A 21,756-nucleotide genomic window follows, 5' to 3' on the forward strand; every position below is an offset into this window, starting at 1 on the left:
TTACTTGATTCGTGACGTCATATAGATCAGCCGAACGGTGGCGACGGTGATCGCTTCGGCGTCGTTCTTGATGTTTTCCAGCTGATTGCTGTCCACATTGCCAACGCCTGGATTCGATTCGATCAGGCGGGTGAACAGGTAAAGGTTCTGGGTCACGTCGTGCAGGTTGCCGTGCAAGCGTTCGACGACGCGGTTGAGCGGGGCGCAGCTGGGGCTGTCCGACGTTATGACAGTGGGGACGTTATGCGTAGCGCTGAGGCCGGTGACCACATAGGCCACATCAACGCCGGCATTCGAAATGCTGGACAGATAATCCGCACGGGGAGAGCGGACGCCGTTCTCGTAATTGCCCTGAGCGTTGGTTTCCACGCCACCTATCGCGCCCAGTGCGCTTTGCGAAAGCTTGAGGCGCAAACGTTCCTTTTTCAGCCGTGGTCCGATCCCTGTCATCCGTTTGTCCTCTATAAACTGTGCATCGCTACAGCCAGGGTTAACAAGCGTTTCCGGCATTGACTGATCAGACATCCCGGCAAAGGCGAGAGGTTGCGTGTTCGGTCCGATCAGGTACTAACGTGCCAGACAGGCGGCAGAGTGTACGTAGGAATCAGTCAGGGTGATACATTTTTGTACGGAATTGAACGCTTCTGAGCTGCGACGTCCAGGCGGCTGGCAGAAGGGTTTCAGGCCGAATGCGGCGAAATCGGGAGGCCTTGTGCGCAGGCCTCCCGAGAGGTTTACAGGCAGCGAGAACCAGGCTGTGCGGTCCAGCGCGCTGCCGTGGTGGCGATCTTGTCCGCCAGTTGGGCAACCGCTTTCTGGTGAGCAATGATGAGATTTTCCATGCCTTCACCGGCCTGCTCGCGGATCACGCTGCTGCAGGTCAGGCTCTGCCGTTTGCTGCCCGCCGTGGCACCGGCGTCGCGAAGGCCGAGTGTCCACACCACATCAATGAGTGCGTAGTTGCCGGGCATCGACTCGAAGCGCCTGACGTCCGTACGGATCGACAGCGTTGGCTGATCGCTGTTCTTTGGCAAACCGGCCATGTCGCGGCTGCCGAAACGGCGCTCCAGCTGCGGGGTCAGCGCGTCATGAAACTCGTCGCCCAGCGGTGATCCCCAGCGTTCAGTGTCCAGAATGGCCAGGCTGCCGTTACCCTGACGAACCACCAGCGGCGGCTGGTCGACCTGCACCGGCATGATGACCGGCAGCATCTCGAACTGGAACGGCATGGGTTTGCTGGTGGCAGCGCTCGTCGCGCCCATTGGCGCGATCAGCGTGTAGTAGTGGGTCTGTGTCGATGTGCAGGCACCCAGGCCCAGTGCTGCGGCAAGTACCACCAGTTTCAGGCGCAAGGTCATTGTTTTGGCTCCGGATCAATGGCTCGGGACGAGGACGGGGCGTTGAACGAGCGTGGGGCAGCATCGCCCGTGCGGCCGCGAATCAACGACTCAGGATGGCGGCTGAGGAAGTCGGTCAGGACCCGCACCGAGCGCGCGGTACGTTGCACTTCATCCATGGCCTGGCCCAGTTGCTGACGCGCCGGTGAATCTTCGGCGAACGAGTCGTTGGCAGTGCCCAGGGTTTTCTCGGCCTGCTGCAAGGTGCCACGCATCTGCGGCAACACGCTGCTGTTGACCTGCTTGAGGGTTTTCTGCAACTCGCTGAGGGTGCCGTTGAGGTTGCCAGCCAGTTGGTCGATCGGCAAGTTGCTGAGCTTCTCGACGAATGCCTGCAGTTGCTCCTGCAGCTTGTCGAAGCTGCCCGGCACGGTAGGGATCTCCAGCGGTCGGGCCTTGGCGTTGAACGCGACCTTCGGCGCCTTCGGATCGAACTCCATGGCGATGTACAACTGGCCGGTCAGCAGGTTGCCGTTACGGACCTGGGCACGAAGACCATTGGCCACGAAGGCGCCCAATACCCGGGCAGACTGTTCTTCTTCATCACCCGAGCCGCCGAGTTCCTTGAGCTTGGACTCGGCCGCCCCCAGGCGCTTGGGGTAAATCACCGCGCCAACGATGCCGGGGAAGGTCTTGGTGGCCGGATCATAATCCAGGTCGACCGATACCACCTTGCCGATATTGACCCCGAGGAAGTCTACCGCGGCATTGACCGTAAGACCGCGCAGCGATTGATTGAAGCGCATGCGGATGTAGCGTGGCTCGCCATCGGGAGGTGCCATCGCCGTGGTCTGGTCATCGAATATCTTGAATTCTGCGTTCTCGTCCGCCGGCTTCGAGTCCGGGCTCCAGTTGGGCTCGCGAAAGGCGATGCCCCCGGAAATGATCGAGGTCAGGGACTGTGTATTGACCTTGACCCCTGATGCGCCGACGGTGATGTCCACACCGCTGGCGTTCCAGAAGCGTGTGTCAGTGGTGATGTACTGATCGTTCGGTGCGTTGATGAAAATCTGGATATCGACGCCGCGGCCGTCCTTGGACAGATCGTAAGCCACCACCTGACCGACCTGAATGCGTCGGAAGTAGATCGGTGAACCGATGTCCAGCGAGCCCAGATCGTCAGTGTGCAGGGTGAAGCGCTTGCCTTTTTCGCCAAAGGTCACTGGAGGCGGGGTTTCCAGGCCGGTGAAGCTGGTCTTGGTTTCCTCTGCGCTGCCGGCGTCGGCGCCGATGAAAGCACCCGAAAGCAGTGTGTCTACACCCGAAACACCGTGTGCGCCGATGCGTGGGCGCACCACCCAGAACTGGCTGTCGACCCGTGTGAACGGAGTAGCACTGGTGTTCAGCTCGATGTTGGCCAGCACATGCGTGCGGTCTTCACTGAGGCTGATATCCGTGACCATGCCGATGACCACGTTCTTGTATTTGACCTGGGTCTTGTTGGCTTCCAGGCCTTCGGCTGTCAGGAAGCTGACAGTGATTCTGGGGCCGATGTTCATCCAGTCATGGAAGGCCATGGATATGCCAATGATCGCAGCAACGATCGGCACCAGCCAGATCAGCGAGACACGCAGGCGACGACGTTTGACTTCAGGGCGTGGCACTGAAGCAGGCGGGGGGAGGGTACTGTCAGACATCTTCAACCTCTGCGTCCCAGATAAGCCGGGGATCGAAACTCATGGCGGCGAACATCGTCATCACCACTACCAAGCCAAAAAACAGAATACCGAGTCGCGGCTCGATGGTGCTGAGCTCACGAAACTGAACAAGAGACGCTACAAGGGCTACAACCAGCACATCGAGCATCGACCAGTAACCGATCAGTTCGATGAAACGGTACAGACGCGCGCGCTCGCGCATTGCCCAGGTGCTGCGACGCTGGCAGGTGATCAGCAGCATGCCGAGCACCAGAAACTTGATGCACGGCACCAGAACACTGGCGACGAAGATCAGGATGGCGATGTCCCAGGAGCCGCTTTCGAAAAACTCGATGACGCCGCTCATGATCGTGCTTTCGCTGCGGTTGCCCAGCAGGTTGGTGTACATCACCGGCAGTACATTGGCCGGGATATAGAAAATCAGCGCGGCAATCAGATACGCCCAGGTGCGGCTGATGCTGTTGGGCTTGCGCCTGTGCACCGGCGAATCACAGCGCGGACAGCGCGTAGCGCCCTCCTGGCAGGCATAGCCACAGGTGTGGCACAGGCAGAGCTTGTGTTCATGGGCGAAGGGGATGCCGTTCATTGCGGCTGCACTCCCAGTTCATCCCACAACCGGCGGATATCCTTGTTGGCGATCAGCAGGATCAGCACCATCAGCATTGCCATGGCCCAAAGGCCGACGCCGGGGTGTACGTCAAGCATCCCGGACAGTTTGATGATCGCCACCAGAATGCCGAGCATGCACACTTCGAGCATGCTCCATGGGCGCAAATGCTCAAGCGCACGCATACAGGTTCTGAAGCCGGGCGCAACGATGCCCTTGTGTGCATGTACCAGCACCCAGAACAGCAGGACGATTTGCAGCAGCGGCGCAAAAATGATCGACAGCCCGGCCACCAGTGCAATGATCGTGATTCGTCCTTGAGCAAGGGCTTCAACCGACTGCCAGAGCGTGACCTCGTTGGACAGGCCCTTCATGTTGATGCTGATGACCGGGAACAGATTGGCGAACAGGAAAAGCATGGCTGCGGCGATGGTCAACGCCAATAGCTGTTCTATGGTCACCCGATGGCCACGACCGAGCAGCGCTTCGCAGCGAAGGCAGAATGCCGCCTCGCCGGGTTGCAGAGGGTGAGCTTCGTAGAGCGAGTCGCAATGCTCGCAGATGATCAGGCCGGAAGAGTGTTCGATAGGATGCACAGTGCTCATCGACGCCATTGATGCAGAGGTAAGGAGGTAAGAACGCGCAGCACGAAAAGATACCTCGTTAATGGCAGTGTGAAGCGTTTTTTTTTGTACGGTCAGCGCTAGCGGGCTGGTACAAATCATTGACCGTCAGGGTGTCGGGTGGTTCACATGTCACTGCGCCATTATTCCATGCGCGGAGAATAGTGGCGAATCCGGTAGCAGCGATGCCCTCCATCTGTCGACGAAAGGACATCGCTGCTGCCAGAGTCCTTTGGCAAACGCCTGTCTCAGAGCTTGCCGGGTTTGACGCGCTGCTTGAGAAAGCCGAGCAACTGGCGGGCGGATGCAGGCACGTTGTGTTCGTCGAACGTCAGGCAGATTGCCCTGGCGTCATCCTCGATGGTGATTTCGTACTGATTCAGGTCCCGCGCTTCGTCATTGAAAGCACTGCTGGACTGGTTCAGGCCGCTGTCGCTCACCAGCCGCTGCAACTGCTCGGCTTCGGGCTGCTCAAGGGTCGCTGTATCGACTTCACAGCGTTTGACTGCACCTGCGAAACCGCCGGATTGCACTAGACAGACCTTCATTTCAAGCACCTTTTTGATGGTTATGCCTTGGCTGACCTTGGCTATACCTTGACGCCGACCTCTTTCCAGGCCGCTTGTACGGCTTTTTTGGCTTTGGGGCCGAAGCGCGGGTCGGAGGCGATTTTTATGCTGGCCTTGGCACAATCGACGAATTGACTGTCCGACGCCAGCTTCAGCATCGTTTCATACCAGATTCTGCCCGCCACTTCCCAGGCATTTCCGCCCAGCGCCTTGGCCACCAGTACGAATGCCCGGTTGGGAATGCCCGAGTTGATGTGTACACCGCCGCGATCCTTGGCTCCGGTGTACAGGTCGGCCATTGTCGCGGGTTGCGGATCATCACCCAGATCCGGATCGTTGGAATACGCCGTGCCGGGTTTTTCCATATCGCGAATGCCTCGTCGCGTCGGGGCAGGCACCAGTAGCTCCTTGCCCACCACCCAGTCCGACTCGGCGGCGCTGGTGCCTTGTTTCCACTGGCGCACCAGCATGCCGAATACGTCGGCAAAGTGCTCGTTCAAGGCCCCGGACTGTCCGCGGTAGTCAAGGTTCGACGTGAAACTCTGCACGCCGTGGGTCAGCTCATGACCGATCACTTCAAGGCTGCCGGTAAAGCGCTTGAAGACCAGGTCATCTCCATCGCCGTAAGCCATCTGGCTGCCATTCCAATAGGCATTGCTCAGCGGTACATGATCACCGTTGAAATCCACCTCGGCGACGTGCACCGTCGAGACCAGCGACATGCCACTGTCGTCCAGTGAGTTACGTTCGAACAGTTGCGCATAGAAGTCATAGACGTCACCTGAGCCATCGTAGGCTTCATCCGTCGCCTTGTCGCCCGTGGCTGCCTGGCCTTCCTTGCGCACCACGGCGCCGGGGAGATTGTCAGTGCCCTTGGCATCATGAATCACGCGGTGCTTTCGTCCGTCAGGCGATTTGATCGCATGCATGGAGGGCATGGTTCGGGCGGTCAGGCGGGATGCGAGGAACGCCGAACTGCTCGTCAGGTTGGCAATGGCCCGGGCGCTGACCAGGGTCTTGGGGGACTGCGCCATACGCTCGAGCATGTAAGGCGGAATGAAGCAATGCAGGGGATTTCGGTCGTCGCACATGATGAACTCCTGTACTAATGCACCGATGGCGGCAAGCCACCGATCAACATGGTCGCACTCGTGTGACACCTCCCGTGGCGTTTATATGCAACGAAATATCTGATTACATGATCAGTGGTTACTGCCAAACCTGACTGAAGTGGCAATAGCCCCGTATTGCGGGTACTTCAAGTCATTCCAGGGCCCATGCGACACCTCGACACAGGCGATCAACGGGCCGCGCGGCAATGTTAGACTCGCGCCACTTCAGACGAGGAGCAGACCTACGTGCGCATGACGGTAATGATGATAGCGGTACTGGCTCTGGCCGGATGCGATGGAGGCGGGCCCGCCAGGGATAAAGTCCAGGGGGCGGCAGCGACCGCTCCGGTCTCTACGCCACAGTGGTTCATTCAGATGAACTCGCGGGAGGCGGTCAGCGATTCCAGCGCCTGGTTACTCGAGCGCAGTTATGCCCCGATCATCGTGGACGTGGACGGCAAACAGCAGGTATTGATAGGGCCTTATGAAAGCCAGGCCAAGGCCGAGGAGGAGCGCGTGGCGTTACAGGCGAAGGTGACCAAGTCGCACCGTTTTGCCGAGCCTTCGGTGGTACAGCACACCCGATAGGGCGTTCGCCAGGTTTACATCTGCTTCATCACACTTCAGTGCATCGGCATCGCGGGTCAGCACTGGCCCGCGATGCCGTTCATCAGTCGATCAACGACGACCCAGCAGCAGGCCAACTACCAGGCCAAAGCCCGCAGAAATAGCCACGGTCTGCCATGGGTGACCACCGATGTAGGTTTCGGTTGCTTCGACAACCGGCTTGGTGCGCTCGCGGACGCTGGCCATCGAGTCCAGTGCCTGCTTGAGTTTGACACTCAACTGCGCGCGCAATGTCTCTGCTTCTTCACCCACCAGAGCAGCACTTTCCTTGAGCAGTTTGTCGGATTCTTCGATCAGTGCCTGCAGGTCACTGAATGCCTGATCCTTGATTTGATCGGCAGCTTGTTGAGCAGGGGTCTTACGAGCCATGGGTGTATTCCTTTCAAGTGGTGGCAACAGTGTTCAATGGAGTCTCGCGTATCCTTAAAAGTTGCAATTGCTTGAATGACCCGACGCAAGACTCTGCAAGCAATGGCCCTTACGGGTGTAAGATGCAGCCGTTTTTAGCCGTAGGTGACTGTGATGAGTTTCAATCTGGCCAATCGGCCGCTCCCTGAGCGTACCGCTCTCGAAGACGAAAAATCCCGTCTGTTCGAACTGTGGCAGAGCAATCTGGGCAAGGCCAAGGGCGAGGCGGCGCGCTTGATGGGCGAGCGCGCCAAGCGCAAGGGCAAGTGGTCTGAATGGGTTCGGTCCGAGCTGGACACCATGAGTCCGCCGGAATACGCCAACATGGTTCGCAGTGAAGTGAATCGTCTGATGGCGGCGAGCAGGTAGCAGCACAACCCGACAGCGCCCCGAAAATCCGCGCCGATCATTCTTCACGCTTCAGCGTGAGGGTGTCCTGGTGAGGGGGTCTTGCCTTCCTGACCCGTCAGGCCTTTTGAGAACATTGATGGCCCAAGCCAGTGCAAGATTTACCCAGGGCAGCGTAGCGCGCCATATCGTCGTTACCGCCAGTGCCAGTGCCTTGAGTCTGTTCGCCGTCTTTCTGGTCGACATTCTCACGCTGGTCTACGTATCGATGCTGCATGACCCCGTGCTTCTGGCGGCTGTCGGCATTGCCAAGGTCCTGATGTTTTTCAACGGCGCGCTGGCAACCGGCCTGATTATCGCCGGGGCCTCGGTGCTTGCCGCACGCATCGGCCATCGGGCAGCCAGATCGATACCCAGGCTCACCGCCAGCCTGATGCTCATGGTGATCATGGTCAGCGGTCTGGCCGCCGCCGCGCAATTGACGTTTATCGTGCCGATCATGCGATGGCTGGGGGCCGAGGCGGCCACTTACGAGGCAGCGCGCAGTTTTATCTGGCTGACCCTGCCTTTTACCGCGTTGCAGGCGGTGATGCAGATGTCGGCGCAAATGCTCAGAACCATTGGTGACAACCGTAGGGCCATGGGCGTCGTGCTGTCCGCTGCCGCCACACTGGCAGTGGCGGACCCGTTTTTCATCTTTGGGCTCGGCCTGGGGCTCGACGGTGCTGGTATCGCGTTTGCCGTGTCTGCAGCAGTTTCCGCGTCCACCGGTCTGTATTGGGTGCGCAGCCGAATAGGCATGGTGTTCACGCGTCATCTGAAACTGTTGCGCCTGCACGCGCGGCATACCTTCAGGCTGGCGCTCCCGGCGATGGCGGCAAATCTGGCGACGCCAGTCGGTTTGGCTTATCTTGTCGCCTCGCTTTCGGCATTCGGCACCTCGGCTCTGGCCGCGATGACCGTGCTGGATCGAGTCATACAGTTTTCGTACTGCGCTTTTTTTGCCTTGCCTGGCGCGCTGGCTCCGGTGCTGGGTCAGAACATTGGTGCGGGCCGCGATGATCGCGTGCGTTCCGCGGTCACTTTTACCCGGCGACTGGTGGTCTGCTACGGGCTGGCCGTGTGGATGGTGCTGATGCTTTGTGGAGGCATGATCGCCGACCTCTACCAACTGGGGGACGAAGCCCGCGCCGTGTTCATGGCCTTTTGTTTGTGGGGCGGCGGTCTCTGGGTTTTGATTGGTCTGGATTTTGTCGCCATCGCGGTATTCATCACCATGAACAGGTCGTGGTGGGTCGCGGTGTTTGCCTGGCTCAGGGCAACGGCGGGTACAGTGCCGTTCGTCTTCGCCGGGACCCATTGGTTCGGCAGCAGCGGCGCCTTGCCCGGCATGTTTACCGGCAATGCGCTCATCGCGCTGATCTCCATCACCACGGCGTCGCTGACGGCGAAACGGTTTTTTACCAGCAGGGCCCCGGTCATGAGCATCGGGGCACATTGAATCAAGGCGTTATCAGGTTTTTATGGTCATCGAAGAATCAGGGAATGAATCCGCAGAAACGGCTCCACCCAAGCGTCGCCGCGCACCCAAGGGAGACATGCGCCGAAAGGCCTTGCTGGACGCCGCTACTGTTGTTTTTGCCAGAGACGGCTATTCGAGTGCGTCGATGCGCGAGGTTGCACTGCTTGCCGGTATCACCACGGTCGGATTGCTTCACCATTTCCCCAACAAGGAAGCATTACTCGCGGCCTTGCTGGAGCGCAGGGACCAGCGGGTCACGTCGCGCTTTCAGGATCTGGTCACCGAGCCGACGCTCGAAGGGTTTCTGAAGTTTCTCAAGCTGAGCATGAGTTTCAGCATCGAGAATGCCGAGGAGTGTCAGGCAGCTTTGCTGATGAATACCGAGAGCCTGTCGAAGGCGCACCCGGCCTGGGCCTGGCACCTTGAACGATTCCAACTGACCCACGAACACGCACGCGGGCATTTGCAGGGGTTGATAGAGGCGGGGGAAGTGCGCAGCGATATCAATGTCAAAGCCCTGGCCCAGGAGATCTTCTCGGTCATGGACGGCTTGCAGATTCAGTGGCTGCGAAGCCCTCAGGGCGTGGATGTCATGGCGGTTTTCGATATCTACGTGCAGCGATTGGGAAGGGATATCAAGGCTCATCCATGAGCCTTGAAGGGGTCCATCAGTAGGTCTGTGCCGTGCTGACCTGGACTGCCTTGCGCAGTGGCAATGGCAGCGGGTTGCTGTCACGCGTGGTCAGTTTTTCCGGGTACAGGGTGATCAGCGTCCTGTTGAGTGTGAGGTTCTCCGAATCCGCACCGACGAGGATCTTGAACTTCCCGGCATCGACGTCCCAGCTTGCAGTCTTGTCGACGTAGTAAGCCAGGGAGCGCGAGTCTATCGGTACGCTGACGGTCTTGCTCTCGCCCGGCTGCAGGTACACCTTGGTGAAGCCCTTGAGCTCTTTCTCCGGACGGTCCACAGCAGGTTTGACCGGCTGCACATACAACTGCGCCACCTCGAAGCCTGCCTTGTCGCCGGTGTTGGTCACCGTGAATTTCACGTCGATCGTCGAGCCTGGCGTCAGCACGTTGGTCGACAGTTTCAGGTCGCTGTAGCTGAACGTGGTGTAGGACAGGCCATAACCGAACGGATAAAGCGGCTTGGCGTGTTTCTTGTCATACCCGCGATAACCCATGTACAGGCCTTCGCTGTAGGTCATCTCGGTCAGCGGGTTGCTGCCGCGATAGGCTGCCGGATCCGGATAGGAGGCATAGCTCGGGTTATCCTCGATCTTTTTGTCGATCGTGACCGGCAACTTGCCCGACGGGTTGACCTTGCCGTAGAGAATCTCGGCCAGTGCCTGACCGCCTTGCTGACCCGGGAACCAGGCTTGCAGCGTGGCGCCGACCTTGTTCGCCCATGGCTGCATGTTGGCCACGCCACCGCCGTGCATGACGACGATGGTGTTGGGGTTGGCCTTGGCGACGAAGCTGATCAGTTCAGCCTGTTGGTCCGGCAGATCGAAGCCATGGTCGGAACCTTCACCTTCGTTTTCAGACGTAGTCCCGGTCGCAACCACCACCGCATCGTACTTCGACAGGTCCTTTGGCGGACGCAACGCAGCCCAGCTCATCTGCACGCCTGTCAGGCCGCCCAGTACCGGAATGAAATTACCCTGCACGCGCTGGTATTCCAGTTTCACGGTGTAGGTCTTGCCGGCCGACAATGCTGCAGTTTTCCCCGACGTTGTCAGCGCATTCACCACATCGCCCGAGTAAGGCACACCGTCGCTCTGCACGATGAGCTCATCGTTGACCCAGAGCTTGTATGGGCCGTCCGCACGCACCTTGAACGCCTGGGCGCCCGAGATGGTGGGCTTGATGGTGGTGGTGAAACGTGCCGAGAAGGCGCCGGGTGTCGGGCTGAAGCCAGACACCGCAGTGCTGCCTGTGTTGGTCACGTTGCTGCCGGTGGTCCAGTTCAGGTTCACGCCGGGTTCGACACGCGTCAGCACCGGGTCACCGGAAAAGCTGGTGTTGGAGAAGTATTCGGCTTTTACCCCGGCGTTGCTGATCCCGTTATCGCCGGTTGCTGGCTGATACCACACCGAGCTCGCCGGATTCAGGCTCATCTCTGACAGATACGTGACATCGCTGCTGCTGGATGCCAGTTGCTGCAAACCGCTCAGCTCGGTCACGTAGCTGTTGGGCGGGGAATTGGCGGTGCCGAAAGGCGACGCCGGTACGTCGTGCGCCCAGTTGCCGATCACGGCGATTTTTGCCGAACGGTCCAGCGGCAGCAGTGGTTTGCCGGCAGCGGTGTTCTCGTTGCGCAGCAACACGATGGATTCGCGCGCGGTATTCAGCGCGGCACGCATGCCGTATTCCGGATGCTCGAGAGTCTTGGCGGTGTTGAGGTTGTTCTGGAGGTCGTAGCTGACGATGCCGCGCAGGTTGCGTTTGACCTTGTCGTCGATCACGTTCTGGGTCAGTTGCCCGCTCCACAGGTAGGGCAGGAGTTTGGCTTCGGTAAACTGCAGGCCGGAGGGCATGTCGATGTCCGTACCAGCCCATGCGCCCTTGAAGGCATCATGAATGGCGTTGAAGTCACTGATGACCATGCCCTGATAGCCCCATTCGCCCTTGAGCACTTCGGTGATCAGGTGATGGTTTTCACAGGCGTAGTCGCCGTTGACCTTGTTGAAGCCACACATGATCGAGGCGACATTGGCGTTCTTCACCATCGACTCGAAGCCTGGCAGGTACAGTTCGCGCAGGGTGCGCTCATCGACCTTGAAGTCGACCGCCTGACGATTGGCTTCCTGTTCGTTGGCCAGGTAGTGCTTGCCGCTGGCCTGGATACCTTGAGCCTGAATGCCGTTGACGATAGCGGGTGCCAGCACGGCGCCGAGGAACGGGTCTTCACCGCTGACGTATTCTGCCGAGCGGCCGTTGTAGGGTGTCCGGTACAGGTTCACGCCTGGCGAGAGCATCTGCTGACCGCCGGAAATGCGCGTTTCATAAGCGATGGCCAGTCCGAACTCCTTGGCCCGGTTGATGCTCCAGGTCGCTGCCAGCGCAGACTGCGAAGGGTATTGCGCGCCGAACGTGGCGTTGTTGACGTGTACCCCCATGGACGAGTCATACGCCACGGTGCCCTTGATGCCCCACTTGAGCAGGGACGGGATCATGTGGCCGTCGTCGACGCGGGTGAAGTTGATCTTTTCCGACTGGTTCATGTTGTCGAGAATCGAGCTGACGCGCGCTTCGACTTCGTTGCCGGTCGCCGGGGTCACGGCGGCGAGTGCCAGGTTGGCCTGCATGACGCTGAACGTCAGCAGACTCAGGCCCAGGGTCTGTTTGAAAGCTGACAAGGCAAGTGTCCTTCCGGTCGATGTGATCGGTTGATTGAGGTTGTTCATGGTCGTTGTGCCTGGGCAGGGGCGTCGTCGGTGTCCACCGGCGTTTCGAGCAGGGACGACGAACTCTGTTGTTGAGCCGGTTTGATCTTGTCGGCGCCTGATAACTGGTCGCGCTTGGCTTCCACCTGCGTCCGGATCTGTTGATCGGACCCGGTGGCAGGTGTGCTGGAAGTTGAGTCTGCGGCGAAAGTTAAGGCACTTTGCGCGCACAGAAGTACTGCACTGAAAACAGACAGCATTGATCTAGTCATCGATTGAATCTCGATTGATGGTTTGCAGGATAAAAACGGACGGCTGTTGCAATCGCCTATTGCTCGGCTGAACACTCAGTCCAGCGAGAGCGAAAAAAGTTCACCGGTCGCTAAAGTATGAGTAATGAAGATTTTAATAAATGATGTCATGTGGCTATCATCTGATTTTTCCAGATGAAGGCAGAGAATTTAAGCGCGTTTTAAAGAATAAATTAGATAAAATGGCTATTTTTCAGCTATAAAAATCCAAAATAACGAATAAAAATAGGGTTTTATTGTTTTTTGATAAACCTAATTGTCGTTAGGTTTAGAGGGCTGGTAAGCTTTGCATTCTCGCGGTTCGTGCGCGCTTTAAAAAGCCTGGTACGAGAGATAAAAGTATCGGGATGCGCCAGTTATTTAATTAACGTGTAAAGGAATTGTTCAGGGCTTACCGTGCGCGACTGATAATCGGCGTCATTAATTTTATTCGTGGCCATTTAAAAAATGGACGTGCAAGTGTGCATTGTCGATTGACCGAAGCTGTGTGTCGACGCAGAAAAACGACAGGCATATTCAGTCGGTCGCGCGTCAGGTTTCATTAAGTTAAAGGCAACAGTGGTGAGTGACGAAAAACAACGGCTGGACCTTGCAGTGCTGCACATCGTCAGTCGCCTGTGCTTCAGCAAACCGCAAAAACTGACATTCGGTCAGATCTACAGGGAGCTGGTGCGCGCGTATTCAAGCGCTCCGGCAATCCACGTCTGTGTGGCAACCGTCGACACGCTGGTCGGGGAAGGGCTGCTGATCTCGACAAGAGTCCTGGAGCCCGATCAATCATTTCCCTATACCCAGCACATCATCAGCGGTCTGACCGAGATCGGCGCGGCCTCGCTGAGAGGCTGCAAAGACGCGTTGGCCGAGCAGCGGGAGGTTACTCGCTGTGTGGCAGCGAGAGGTAATACTGGCCCAGTTCGGTCAGCTTGCCCTCAGCGTCCAGCAAGCTGGAAAAGTGCGGGTCAGGGTTCATCCGGCCCGTGAACCAAGCGTATCTGAACACGTCCTGGCGCTGCTCGAGAGTGGCGACCATTTCCGCCATCTGCTGCTTCTGCTTGTCGACTGAATCAATCTGCGCACCGTCATCCAGGGTGTGCCAATTGGCGAACTCGGTGACCCAGAAGGGTTTTCCGTACTTCGACAGCCGATCGAGCATTCCCGGCAAGCCATAGTCGTACCAGTGAAAAGCCAGGTAATCGATGCGCGGGTCCCGATTCTGATTCATCGATCGATAGGCTGTGTAAAAGGCATCGAGCCACACCACCGGGTCGCCGTAGCCCGGCATGGTTCCCCAGTTCATCGCTGGCCCCACCAGTTTTACGCCGGTCTGGGCGGCGATCTGCTCCAGCCTCGGCCAGAAGCTGGCTGCCGCTTCGGGCGTCATGTTGGCCTGGTCGAGCAGATTCGGCTCATTGATCACCAGCAAATAGCGGATGGCTGAATGAGCCAGCAGGTATTGCTTCAACTGCCCGTCGTCAACGTTGCCGTTCCATACCATCGGGATGAAATCCACGCCGTACATCGACGCATAATCGTACGACGCCAGACGGTCATGGGGTCTGGGGCTCCAGTTGTACCACCAGCTCACGCCCGAAGATAACGCACTCAGGTCGGCGGGCAGGGCGATGTCGTAGGCAATGCCACGCTTGGCGCTTTTTTCTGCAGCCCATGTCGGTGCCATGCACAGGCTGAGCATCAGCGTCACAAGGGCCAGAAAGGTCGGAGAAAAACGTGCTGACGGGTTCTGCGGAGTCATTGGCAAATCTTCCTTGAGGGTGGGGAGGCGCAGGGCATGCGCTGCAGTCAGCGAGCAGAAAGCATGCCACCTGTATCGTCTCGTTTACCCTGCCAGAACCCGGACAGGCATTGCCACCCATAATCACTTGTTACCAGGGATCTCCCTCGGCCTGGCGCAAATCCAGCGTGCCGCTGTCACTGAAGCGCATCGTGCCGAACAGGCCGCCAGCCAGTTTGCCGCGAAGCGTATAGGGCAGATTGTCCAGACGCTGGCTCTGACTGAGCCCCAGTGCCTGGCGCAAGGCAGCGAATGCCGACACGCTGACCGGCACCACCAGGACCGCCTCGGAGAAGCGTCCTACAGTGCCTTTCTGGTTGCTGACCCCGGAGGCCAATAGTCTGTCGTTCACCTCGAGGTCCAGCGCGACGCCGTTGTAGTTGATCTCGGTTTCGTTTGGGTTCTGCACCCGCAACGTGACCGCCATGCGCAGTTCCAGACCCTGGCCGGGGATGGGTTCGATACCCACGACGCTGATCGTCAGCGGGTCTCGATGGGGAATCAGCGCACAGGCGCTCAAGCCGAGGATAAGCAGCCCGGAGAGCAGGGCGCGGATCAGGCGTAGCGACATTCGTGTGCTCCAGCGTCAGGTTCAGTCATCTTCAGACCTCGCCAGTGGTGAGAGATTCGTCGCGTCGGGCACGATGCCGGGATAGCGGCTAATCTGCCTGCCTCAACCATTGCGTCTGCACGGCAGCAGGTTGATGATTCCCGCGTACCTATAGAAAACCGTACCTATAAAAACAAGACTGGAGATAGCCATGTCCATCGAAAGGACACCCCCTCATCAAGACCCCGTGGTCATTGTCAGTGCCCTGCGCACGCCCATGGGTGGTTTTCAGGGCGACCTGCAGAGCCTCAGCGCCACCGCGCTGGGATCTATCGCCATCCGTGCCGCTGTAGAACGCGCAGGCATCGAGCCTGCAGACGTGGAGCACGTGCTGTTTGGTTGTGTATTGCCGGCAGGCCTCGGCCAGGCACCCGCTCGACAGGCGGCGCTGGGTGCCGGGCTGAGCCATGCGACGCTGTGCAGCACGGTCAACAAAATGTGCGGTTCCGGCATGCAGGCCGCAATCATGGCCCATGACCTGTTGCTGGCAGACAGTACTGCGGTGGTGGTGGCTGGCGGCATGGAGAGCATGTCCAATGCGCCTTACCTGTTGGACCGCGCGCGCAGCGGTTATCGCATGGGGCATGGCAAAGTGCTCGATCACATGTTTCTCGACGGCCTTGAGGATGCCTATGAGCCAGGTCGGCTGATGGGCACCTTCGCTGAGGACTGCGCGCGGCTCAACGGTTTCACTCGCGAGGCGCAGGATGCCTTTGCGCTGGCGTCACTGGCTCGCGCGCAACAGGCCATTGCCGGAGGTCATTTCGACGCCGAGATCGTGCCGGTGCAGGTCACCGTAGGCAAAGAGTCGAAGCAAATCACCCACGACGAGCAGCCGCCCAAGGCGCGTCCGGACAAGGTTCCCACGCTCAAACCCGCGTTTCGCGAGGGCGGCACGGTCACCGCAGCCAACTCCAGCTCTATCTCCGATGGCGCGGCAGCGCTGCTGTTGATGCGCCAGTCCGAGGCTAGGCGGCGTGGCCTGCGGCCTCTGGCGGTGTTTCATGCGCACGCGGCGTTTGCCGATCAGCCGGGCCTGTTTCCAACGGCGCCGATAGGGGCCATTCAGCGCCTTCTGGGCAAGACAGGCTGGAGCCTGGACGACGTGGACCTGTTCGAGATCAATGAGGCGTTCGCCGTCGTGCCGCTGGTGGCGATGCGCGAGCTGGGGCTTGAGCACGAAAAGGTCAACGTCAATGGCGGTGCCTGCGCGCTGGGCCATCCGATCGGTGCCTCGGGTGCGCGGATCATCGTGACGCTGCTGGCGGCGTTGCAGCGTCGACAGCTCAAGCGCGGCATTGCGGCGATCTGCATCGGCGGCGGCGAGGCTACTGCAATCGCTGTCGAGATTTTGAATTAGCCTTATTAATCAATAACTTGATATAAGAATTGAATGTTGATTCTATAAAAAATATTAATTGACTAATTAAATAAAAAGGATATTTATCAATGCTTTACGAGACTATTCTCATAGAGGTTATAGATAGCGTAGGTCTGATCAAGCTGAACCGGCCCCAAGCGTTGAACGCCCTGAATGCGCGCCTGATCAACGAATTGAACCATGCCCTCGACCAGTTCGAGGCGGACAGCGCCATCGGCTGCATCGTACTGACCGGCTCGGAAAAAGCTTTCGCCGCCGGTGCGGACATCAAGGAAATGGTCGACCTGTCCTACCCGCAGATCTATCTCGATGACCTGTTTCGTGAAAGCGACCGGGTCGCCGCGCGACGCAAACCCGTGGTGGCTGCGGTGGCCGGTTTTGCCTTGGGGGGCGGCTGTGAGCTGGCATTGATGTGCGATTTCATTCTGGCTGCCGAAAACGCCAGGTTCGGACAGCCCGAGATCAATCTCGGCGTGTTGCCCGGCATGGGCGGTACGCAGCGACTGACACGCGCGGTCGGCAAGGCCAAGGCGATGGAAATGTGCCTGACCGGCCGATTGATCGATGCTCAAGAGGCCGAGCGCGCCGGTCTGGTGGCCCGCGTGCTGCCGCTCGATCAGTTGCTGCCGGAGGCGCTGGCAGTGGCAGCGGTGATCGCCAGTAAATCCCTGCCAGTGGCGATGATGGTCAAGGAGAGCGTCAATCGCGCATTCGAGGTCAGCCTGGCCGAAGGTATTCGCTTCGAGCGCCGGGTTTTTCACGCCGCCTTCGCCAGCCAGGATCAGAAAGAGGGCATGCGCGCCTTTATCGACAAACGCCAGCCCGACTTCAAGGACTGCTGATCTTCATGGCCCACGATCAGGATACGTTGCGCGTCGACCTGCAGCGCCGCGGTTTGCCCGCGTACCAGCAATCCGTCGTGGGCATTGATGTGCAAGTGCCGACCGCCCGCCACTCGAATACAGCCAGCCGGCTGTGCGGTCATCCCGTCCAGCTCATGACCCGGTGACAGTACAGCGCAAATCACAGGCCGTTCGGGATGATTGTCGAGGTAGCGCACCAACACACGTGCGCCCGGCGGTAGCCGATGAACCTCCGCGCAAGCGACCTCGGCCAACGGCCAGTGTTGTGCGGGTTCGTCTTCCAGATCCTGAACGTGCCAGTCGAGGCGGATTGAGCGATATCCGGGTGGGTCCGGCTGCATGCCGTTGCGCTGTAATGTGGCGAAATGCTCACCGGTGACCGCAGGTCGAGGGTGGCTGATCGAGGGGCGAAACGGCGTCGCCCAGGGTATTACCCTGAAACTGTTGCAGTAGCCGTTGCCTTGCAGCTGTTCAGCCTCGGCTGACGAACGTTGCGCTTCCACGAGGATGCGCAGGATTGCCAGCGCATCATGAGCGGCGACACCCTTCAGCACCTGTAACTGCCTGCCTGCGTGAGCGACTTCGGTCACTAGCCATTGGTCGTTGAGCAATGGCTCCGGGTGATCGAGCACCTGAATGACTTCACCACACTGTAAGGCGGTGTCGGTGCTTTGGCCTCTGACATCGCGCCGCTCGCAACGCAGGCGCTCCAGCCTGCGACTGCCACGCTGCCGACTCAGTGCCTCCTGGTGACTGATTGCTCCACGAACGCCTGGCGGTTGAAAGGCTTGATTGGCCGCTATCGTCAGAGGATGTTCATCGTGCAGCGATGAGGGTGCATGCGCAGGTTGCGGGTGCTCGGCGACTTGCTTTGAAACGTGCGCAAACGCCAGTCGCTCGGCCAGGTGCAACAGCGTATCTCGCAACGCGCCTGACGCTTGCGGGCGTTTGAAGCGCACCGGCAATGGCTGCGCCGGAAAGCTGGCTGGGTCGTCCGAGAACACCAGCCGGTGGCCGCTCCGTCGATGCTCGAAACGGAAATGCATGCCTTCTTCCTCACACAGGCGCTGCAACAGGTGCAGATCGCTTTCGTCGTACTGGGTGTGCAACGGTTTGGCAGGATAAAGGCCGTTCATGTGCTCGAAGCGGTAAGCGTTTGCTCCGATGCCGTGCGCTTCAAGCAATCGCATGATCAGTTGAGGGATCGCAAGGTCCTGATAGGTGCGGCGATGTCGATGCTGCGCCAGTTGTTGCAGATCAGGCATCAGGATCAGATGGTAAAGGCTCATTCGAGCCCCCCTGTGGAGCCGGGCCGCATGCTCGATACGGCCATGCCTGCCGCCGCCGGATTCGCCGAAGCTTAAAAACGCTTCGCGTTGCAGCAGGCTGTGCACATCCCACTGCGGGTCGCTGCCGATCATCCAGATGTCGAAGCGATACGTTTCGTTGAGGGCTTCATGGCCGGCGAAGCTGATGATATGCAGATCCGGCTGGCAGTCGGTGATCGCCAGCATGAAGGGCACTTGCAGGTCCTTGCGCATCCGCGGGGCTCTCTAGCTTCAAAAACGGGGCCGCGAAGGTTACGGAATACGGGGTTACAAAAGCATTGCTGCAAGGTTTTTCGGAAAGAGCCTACAAGCGTTGATGGAAAGACGATGAGTGCCGTTGGCCGGATTGATAGTCATCTTGGCCAGTTCGTCAGGCCAATCTGCCTGTCGGGGGTTTCATCTGCCGTGATCGCGTATAAAATGCGCCGCGCCGGACAGGGTATTTGCCGGTGACCCTTTTTCAGCGCCTTGCCTGCGCCGCGTTCTGTGAGTCATGCAGACGCAGGCGGCGAGGCGCCTAGCGAATCAAGAGAGCAGACATGGGCGCACAGTGGAAGGTCAAGCATAAAGAAGCGGCAGCCAATGCCAAGGGACGTACGTTTGGCAAGCTGTCCAAGGAAATCATGATCGCGGCTCGTGCTGGTGCAGACCCGGACATGAACTCGCGTCTGCGGCTGGTGGTCGAGCAGGCCAAGAAGGCCTCGATGCCGCGCGAGACTCTGGAACGCGCCATCAAGAAAGGCGCCGGCCTGCTGGGCGAAAGCGTCAACTTCGAGCGTCTGACCTATGAAGGTTTTGCGCCACACCGCGTGCCGGTGATCGTCGAGTGCCTGACCGATAACATCAACCGGACGGTCTCTGAAATTCGCGTGCTGTTCCGCAAGGGCCAGCTGGGTGCTGCGGGTTCGGTTTCGTGGGACTTTTTGTATCAGGGCATGATCGAGGCTGTTCCTGCAGCAGCGGATGCCGACCCGGAGCTGGCGGCAATCGAGGCCGGTGCCCAGGATTTCGAGCCAGGTGAAGAAGGCGCGACGCTGTTCCTCACCGAGTCCACCGACATGGACGCAGTCTGCAAGGCGCTTCCGGAATTCGGTTTCACCGTCCAGTCCGCGCAACTGGGCTACCGCCCGAAAAGCACCGTGGACGGCCTGACCGATGAGCAGATGGCCGAAGTCGAAGCGTTTCTCGAAGCCATCGACAACCATGATGACGTGCAGAACGTTTACGTGGGTTTGGCAGGCTGATCACTGCGCAATGGAGCGCTTTACGCGCTCCATGTTTTTTTCTGTAGAAGAATCTCTGCCAGCGACGGTCGTTGCTGGCAATCAGGCTGCACGCAGCTTGCCTGCAGCGCCGTTAGACCCGCCATGACGTCCTGATCCTGCGGATCTGCCTCGCAACGTTCCAGCAGTTCCCCCAGCAAGATACCGAATGCCCGCGTTTCGATGCGCTCCAGCGCCTCTCCCAACCCGGCTGACGGGTGAAAGGACGCCGCACCGAAGTCGCTCAGCAGGCAATTGCCATCCTCCTGCACAAGAATGTTGTGGCCATACAGGTCACCATGCGTGATCCCGCGGGCGTGCAGGTGCGCGGTGACCGATGCAATACCTTCAGCGAGGCGCAGCAGTACCGGCAGGGAAAAGCGCGTGTCACTGGCGTAGACATCGCGGCTACAGGATTCCAGGCTCGGCGGGCCGGCAAGATTGCCGAAATCGGGGGCTATCAGTGCCATGACCAAGCCGCGCTGCTGCTCGGGATGCCCGCTGATCTGTCCAAGCACCTCGATCAGCTGTACGTGGCGGCCTGCGGCGATGCAGGCCGCCATTTCATTGAGCGGCGAGCCATCGCTGGTGACCGCGCCCTTGTACAGCTTGACCGCTGCCATGTGCTCAGCGCCGGCGTCGTGCCAGACCGCCTGCTGAATGATCCCCGACGCACCTTCGCCCAAGCGTTGATGGAGGCTGAGGTGTTGCCAGGGGATTTCACGAATCGGTGCGGTGGGGCGTTCAGCGCACAGCGGGTTGTCGGCGAAGGCGAGCCATGCCAAGGCAGGCAGGCTCAGCAGCCAGTCCGGCAGCTCGGTCAGACGATTGGCCGCAATGCGGATCAGCTCCAGCTTGTGACACTGCGCGAGGGTCGCGGGCAGGGTGCGCAAGCGGTTGCCGGCGAGCATCAGCTTTTGCAGGTCCGGGCGGCGGCCCAGTTCGTCGGGCAGCGACTCGATGCGGTTGTCGGTGAGGATCAGCCAGCGCAGGCGCGGCGGCAGTGCTGCGGCGCTGACCTGTTCTATGCGATTGGCCTTGAGGCCGACAATCTGCAACTGTTGGCATTGGCCAATGCTTTCCGGCAGGTGCGTAAAGGCGTTATCTGACGCGAACAGCACGCGCAGGCGGGTCAGGCGACACAGGTCGTCAGGCAGTGAGTTCAGCCTGTTGCCACTGAGATTCAAGACTTCCAGCGTGTCGGCCAGGTCGAAGATTTCAACCGGGAATTCGCTCAGGTCACAGGAGAGGTCAAGCCGTTGGATGCCTGCCAGCTTGCCGGCGCGTAGATCTGCGAGGGTGTGCATGAATAGGTTCGGTCATTGATGTCGGACGAGGCGCGCATGATAATGGGAGTTGCGCCCGCTGACTCCCTGCAAAGCGGCTCAGCTTAGGCAGCGGTCGACCCATTGACGCACGCGTTCGGGCGTCGGCGCCGATTCGGCATACAGAATCCGGTAAATCATCGGCGCGATGACGGCATCAATCATGTCGTCGGCACTGGGGGAAACCTCGCCGCGAGCGATGGCGCGATCGATCATGACCTGCAGCTGCTCGCGAACCATTGCCGCACACTTGCCGACACAGCCGGAGGTACTGGCGGCGACATCGCGCATCAATGCCCGGCCAGGTGCCGAGGACATTTCGTCCAGATACATTTCACTCCAGGTCAGCAGGTCCTGATGCAGACTGCCCTGATCAATCGGTACGTCAGGGCGCAGACGCTCCAGGGCAGCGTCCGCCAGCAACGTGGTCAGATCACCCCAGCGGCGATAAATGGTCGACGGCGTAACGCCTGCGCGGGTCGCGATCATCGGCACGCTGAGTGCCGACCGATCGTGCTCCTGCAACAAATCGCGGACGGCGCGGTGGATGGATTCCTGCACACGGGCACTGCGGCCTCCGGTGCGAACTGCTTCTTTAATAGCCATACGGCGGACCTTAACACA

Annotated in this window: 22 protein-coding genes; 7 read left to right on the plus strand and 15 right to left on the minus strand. The window is 59.4% G+C overall.

Features of this window, described 5'->3' with window-relative positions; translation table 11 throughout:
• The 7 genes from ACW55A_RS19555 to ACW55A_RS19585 all read right to left on the minus strand — a co-directional run bounded on the left by ACW55A_RS19555 (window position 1) and on the right by ACW55A_RS19585 (window position 5,945).
• Window positions 1–450 (minus strand): helix-turn-helix domain-containing protein, encoded by a 450-nt coding sequence (locus ACW55A_RS19555; protein WP_054081032.1) that lies wholly within the window; start codon window positions 448–450, stop codon window positions 1–3.
• 284 nt (window positions 451–734) lie between these two features.
• On the minus strand, window positions 735–1,358 hold the full coding sequence (locus tag ACW55A_RS19560; protein WP_044309353.1) for a PqiC family protein: 624 nt from the start codon (window positions 1,356–1,358) through the stop codon (window positions 735–737).
• The gene (locus tag ACW55A_RS19565; protein ID WP_003364592.1) at window positions 1,355–3,034 is read right to left on the minus strand and encodes a PqiB family protein; all 1,680 of its coding nucleotides are present in this window, start codon (window positions 3,032–3,034) and stop codon (window positions 1,355–1,357) included. Before ACW55A_RS19565 ends, ACW55A_RS19560 begins: the two co-directional genes overlap by 4 nt.
• Window positions 3,027–3,641: a paraquat-inducible protein A gene (locus ACW55A_RS19570; RefSeq protein WP_096121475.1), complete on the minus strand. Its 615-nt coding sequence runs from the start codon at window positions 3,639–3,641 to the stop codon at window positions 3,027–3,029. Before ACW55A_RS19570 ends, ACW55A_RS19565 begins: the two co-directional genes overlap by 8 nt.
• Window positions 3,638–4,267 carry a paraquat-inducible protein A gene (locus ACW55A_RS19575; protein ID WP_044309352.1) on the minus strand — a complete coding sequence of 210 codons (630 nt, stop codon included), beginning with the start codon at window positions 4,265–4,267 and terminating at the stop codon, window positions 3,638–3,640. The genes ACW55A_RS19570 and ACW55A_RS19575 overlap by 4 nt, the downstream gene beginning before the upstream one ends.
• A gap of 266 nt (window positions 4,268–4,533) precedes the next feature.
• Window positions 4,534–4,833, minus strand: coding sequence for a protealysin inhibitor emfourin (locus ACW55A_RS19580; RefSeq protein ID WP_003364583.1), 300 nt, complete (start codon window positions 4,831–4,833; stop codon window positions 4,534–4,536).
• A 41-nt stretch (window positions 4,834–4,874) separates the two neighbouring features.
• Window positions 4,875–5,945 carry a M4 family metallopeptidase gene (locus ACW55A_RS19585; RefSeq protein WP_004413842.1) on the minus strand — a complete coding sequence of 357 codons (1,071 nt, stop codon included), beginning with the start codon at window positions 5,943–5,945 and terminating at the stop codon, window positions 4,875–4,877.
• 267 nt (window positions 5,946–6,212) lie between these two features.
• Between ACW55A_RS19585 and ACW55A_RS19590 the strand changes: the two genes are divergently transcribed.
• Window positions 6,213–6,554 carry a hypothetical protein gene (locus ACW55A_RS19590; RefSeq protein ID WP_498811146.1) on the plus strand — a complete coding sequence of 114 codons (342 nt, stop codon included), beginning with the start codon at window positions 6,213–6,215 and terminating at the stop codon, window positions 6,552–6,554.
• A 90-nt stretch (window positions 6,555–6,644) separates the two neighbouring features.
• Here ACW55A_RS19590 and ACW55A_RS19595 read toward each other — a convergent pair whose 3' ends face one another.
• Complete coding sequence (locus ACW55A_RS19595) at window positions 6,645–6,962, minus strand: ElaB/YgaM/YqjD family protein (RefSeq protein WP_003364576.1); 318 nt, start codon at window positions 6,960–6,962, stop codon at window positions 6,645–6,647.
• 153 nt (window positions 6,963–7,115) lie between these two features.
• On the opposite strand from ACW55A_RS19595, the gene ACW55A_RS19600 reads away from it, so the two are divergent.
• The 3 genes from ACW55A_RS19600 to ACW55A_RS19610 all read left to right on the plus strand — a co-directional run bounded on the left by ACW55A_RS19600 (window position 7,116) and on the right by ACW55A_RS19610 (window position 9,523).
• Complete coding sequence (locus ACW55A_RS19600; protein ID WP_003315380.1) at window positions 7,116–7,370, plus strand: hypothetical protein; 255 nt, start codon at window positions 7,116–7,118, stop codon at window positions 7,368–7,370.
• 118 nt (window positions 7,371–7,488) lie between these two features.
• Window positions 7,489–8,850, plus strand: coding sequence for an MATE family efflux transporter (locus ACW55A_RS19605; protein WP_455808963.1), 1,362 nt, complete (start codon window positions 7,489–7,491; stop codon window positions 8,848–8,850).
• Between the two features lie 97 nt (window positions 8,851–8,947).
• Window positions 8,948–9,523, plus strand: a complete 576-nt coding sequence (locus ACW55A_RS19610; protein ID WP_498811147.1) for a TetR/AcrR family transcriptional regulator — start codon at window positions 8,948–8,950, stop codon at window positions 9,521–9,523.
• Between the two features lie 16 nt (window positions 9,524–9,539).
• Here ACW55A_RS19610 and ACW55A_RS19615 read toward each other — a convergent pair whose 3' ends face one another.
• The 4 genes from ACW55A_RS19615 to ACW55A_RS19630 form a co-directional block, all read right to left on the minus strand.
• Window positions 9,540–12,233 carry a glycoside hydrolase family 3 protein gene (locus ACW55A_RS19615; RefSeq protein ID WP_498811148.1) on the minus strand — a complete coding sequence of 898 codons (2,694 nt, stop codon included), beginning with the start codon at window positions 12,231–12,233 and terminating at the stop codon, window positions 9,540–9,542.
• Between the two features lie 44 nt (window positions 12,234–12,277).
• Window positions 12,278–12,520 (minus strand): hypothetical protein, encoded by a 243-nt coding sequence (locus tag ACW55A_RS19620; RefSeq protein ID WP_044309348.1) that lies wholly within the window; start codon window positions 12,518–12,520, stop codon window positions 12,278–12,280.
• 925 nt (window positions 12,521–13,445) lie between these two features.
• On the minus strand, window positions 13,446–14,324 hold the full coding sequence (locus ACW55A_RS19625; RefSeq protein ID WP_248688337.1) for a glycoside hydrolase family protein: 879 nt from the start codon (window positions 14,322–14,324) through the stop codon (window positions 13,446–13,448).
• 130 nt (window positions 14,325–14,454) lie between these two features.
• Window positions 14,455–14,934 (minus strand): LEA/WHy family protein, encoded by a 480-nt coding sequence (locus tag ACW55A_RS19630; protein WP_455808966.1) that lies wholly within the window; start codon window positions 14,932–14,934, stop codon window positions 14,455–14,457.
• 190 nt (window positions 14,935–15,124) lie between these two features.
• Here ACW55A_RS19630 and ACW55A_RS19635 point away from each other — a divergent pair, with 190 nt between their 5' ends.
• Together ACW55A_RS19635 and ACW55A_RS19640 are read left to right on the plus strand one after the other, a co-directional pair.
• The gene (locus ACW55A_RS19635) at window positions 15,125–16,333 is read left to right on the plus strand and encodes an acetyl-CoA C-acyltransferase (protein WP_004413828.1); all 1,209 of its coding nucleotides are present in this window, start codon (window positions 15,125–15,127) and stop codon (window positions 16,331–16,333) included.
• Window positions 16,334–16,422: 89 nt separating this feature from the next.
• The gene (locus ACW55A_RS19640; protein ID WP_004413827.1) at window positions 16,423–17,196 is read left to right on the plus strand and encodes an enoyl-CoA hydratase; all 774 of its coding nucleotides are present in this window, start codon (window positions 16,423–16,425) and stop codon (window positions 17,194–17,196) included.
• On the opposite strand, the gene tssI is transcribed toward ACW55A_RS19640, so the two are convergent.
• A complete protein-coding gene (gene tssI / locus ACW55A_RS19645; RefSeq protein WP_455808967.1) occupies window positions 17,136–18,758 on the minus strand; it encodes a type VI secretion system tip protein TssI/VgrG in 1,623 nt (540 codons plus the stop codon). The two genes, ACW55A_RS19640 and tssI, sit on opposite strands and share 61 nt — an antisense overlap.
• 326 nt (window positions 18,759–19,084) lie before the next feature.
• On the opposite strand from tssI, the gene ACW55A_RS19650 reads away from it, so the two are divergent.
• On the plus strand, window positions 19,085–19,789 hold the full coding sequence (locus ACW55A_RS19650) for a YebC/PmpR family DNA-binding transcriptional regulator (protein ID WP_003364547.1): 705 nt from the start codon (window positions 19,085–19,087) through the stop codon (window positions 19,787–19,789).
• Between the two features lie 20 nt (window positions 19,790–19,809).
• On the opposite strand, the gene ACW55A_RS19655 is transcribed toward ACW55A_RS19650, so the two are convergent.
• On the minus strand, window positions 19,810–21,114 hold the full coding sequence (locus ACW55A_RS19655) for a leucine-rich repeat-containing protein kinase family protein (protein ID WP_498811149.1): 1,305 nt from the start codon (window positions 21,112–21,114) through the stop codon (window positions 19,810–19,812).
• Between the two features lie 78 nt (window positions 21,115–21,192).
• On the minus strand, window positions 21,193–21,738 hold the full coding sequence (locus ACW55A_RS19660) for a TetR/AcrR family transcriptional regulator (RefSeq protein WP_003364542.1): 546 nt from the start codon (window positions 21,736–21,738) through the stop codon (window positions 21,193–21,195).
• Between the last annotated feature and the right edge of the window lie 18 nt (window positions 21,739–21,756).

It is taken from the genome of Plantibacter cousiniae (nom. nud.), from assembly GCF_977070315.1.

Bases quoted from the DNA above. Each gene is read 5' to 3' on its own strand.
- ACW55A_RS19555 (WP_054081032.1), bottom strand. From the start codon at position 450: ATGACAGGGATCGGACCACGGCTGAAAAAGGAACGTTTGCGCCTCAAG.
- ACW55A_RS19560 (WP_044309353.1), bottom strand. From the start codon at position 1,358: ATGACCTTGCGCCTGAAACTGGTGGTACTTGCCGCAGCACTGGGCCTG.
- ACW55A_RS19565 (WP_003364592.1), bottom strand. From the start codon at position 3,034: ATGTCTGACAGTACCCTCCCCCCGCCTGCTTCAGTGCCACGCCCTGAA.
- ACW55A_RS19570 (WP_096121475.1), bottom strand. From the start codon at position 3,641: ATGAACGGCATCCCCTTCGCCCATGAACACAAGCTCTGCCTGTGCCAC.
- ACW55A_RS19575 (WP_044309352.1), bottom strand. From the start codon at position 4,267: ATGAGCACTGTGCATCCTATCGAACACTCTTCCGGCCTGATCATCTGC.
- ACW55A_RS19580 (WP_003364583.1), bottom strand. From the start codon at position 4,833: ATGAAGGTCTGTCTAGTGCAATCCGGCGGTTTCGCAGGTGCAGTCAAA.
- ACW55A_RS19585 (WP_004413842.1), bottom strand. From the start codon at position 5,945: ATGTGCGACGACCGAAATCCCCTGCATTGCTTCATTCCGCCTTACATG.
- ACW55A_RS19595 (WP_003364576.1), bottom strand. From the start codon at position 6,962: ATGGCTCGTAAGACCCCTGCTCAACAAGCTGCCGATCAAATCAAGGAT.
- ACW55A_RS19600 (WP_003315380.1), top strand. From the start codon at position 7,116: ATGAGTTTCAATCTGGCCAATCGGCCGCTCCCTGAGCGTACCGCTCTC.
- ACW55A_RS19605 (WP_455808963.1), top strand. From the start codon at position 7,489: ATGGCCCAAGCCAGTGCAAGATTTACCCAGGGCAGCGTAGCGCGCCAT.
- ACW55A_RS19610 (WP_498811147.1), top strand. From the start codon at position 8,948: ATGCGCCGAAAGGCCTTGCTGGACGCCGCTACTGTTGTTTTTGCCAGA.
- ACW55A_RS19620 (WP_044309348.1), bottom strand. From the start codon at position 12,520: ATGCTGTCTGTTTTCAGTGCAGTACTTCTGTGCGCGCAAAGTGCCTTA.
- ACW55A_RS19625 (WP_248688337.1), bottom strand. From the start codon at position 14,324: ATGACTCCGCAGAACCCGTCAGCACGTTTTTCTCCGACCTTTCTGGCC.
- ACW55A_RS19630 (WP_455808966.1), bottom strand. From the start codon at position 14,934: ATGTCGCTACGCCTGATCCGCGCCCTGCTCTCCGGGCTGCTTATCCTC.
- ACW55A_RS19635 (WP_004413828.1), top strand. From the start codon at position 15,125: ATGTCCATCGAAAGGACACCCCCTCATCAAGACCCCGTGGTCATTGTC.
- ACW55A_RS19640 (WP_004413827.1), top strand. From the start codon at position 16,423: ATGCTTTACGAGACTATTCTCATAGAGGTTATAGATAGCGTAGGTCTG.
- tssI (WP_455808967.1), bottom strand. From the start codon at position 18,758: ATGCGCAAGGACCTGCAAGTGCCCTTCATGCTGGCGATCACCGACTGC.
- ACW55A_RS19650 (WP_003364547.1), top strand. From the start codon at position 19,085: ATGGGCGCACAGTGGAAGGTCAAGCATAAAGAAGCGGCAGCCAATGCC.
- ACW55A_RS19655 (WP_498811149.1), bottom strand. From the start codon at position 21,114: ATGCACACCCTCGCAGATCTACGCGCCGGCAAGCTGGCAGGCATCCAA.
- ACW55A_RS19660 (WP_003364542.1), bottom strand. From the start codon at position 21,738: ATGGCTATTAAAGAAGCAGTTCGCACCGGAGGCCGCAGTGCCCGTGTG.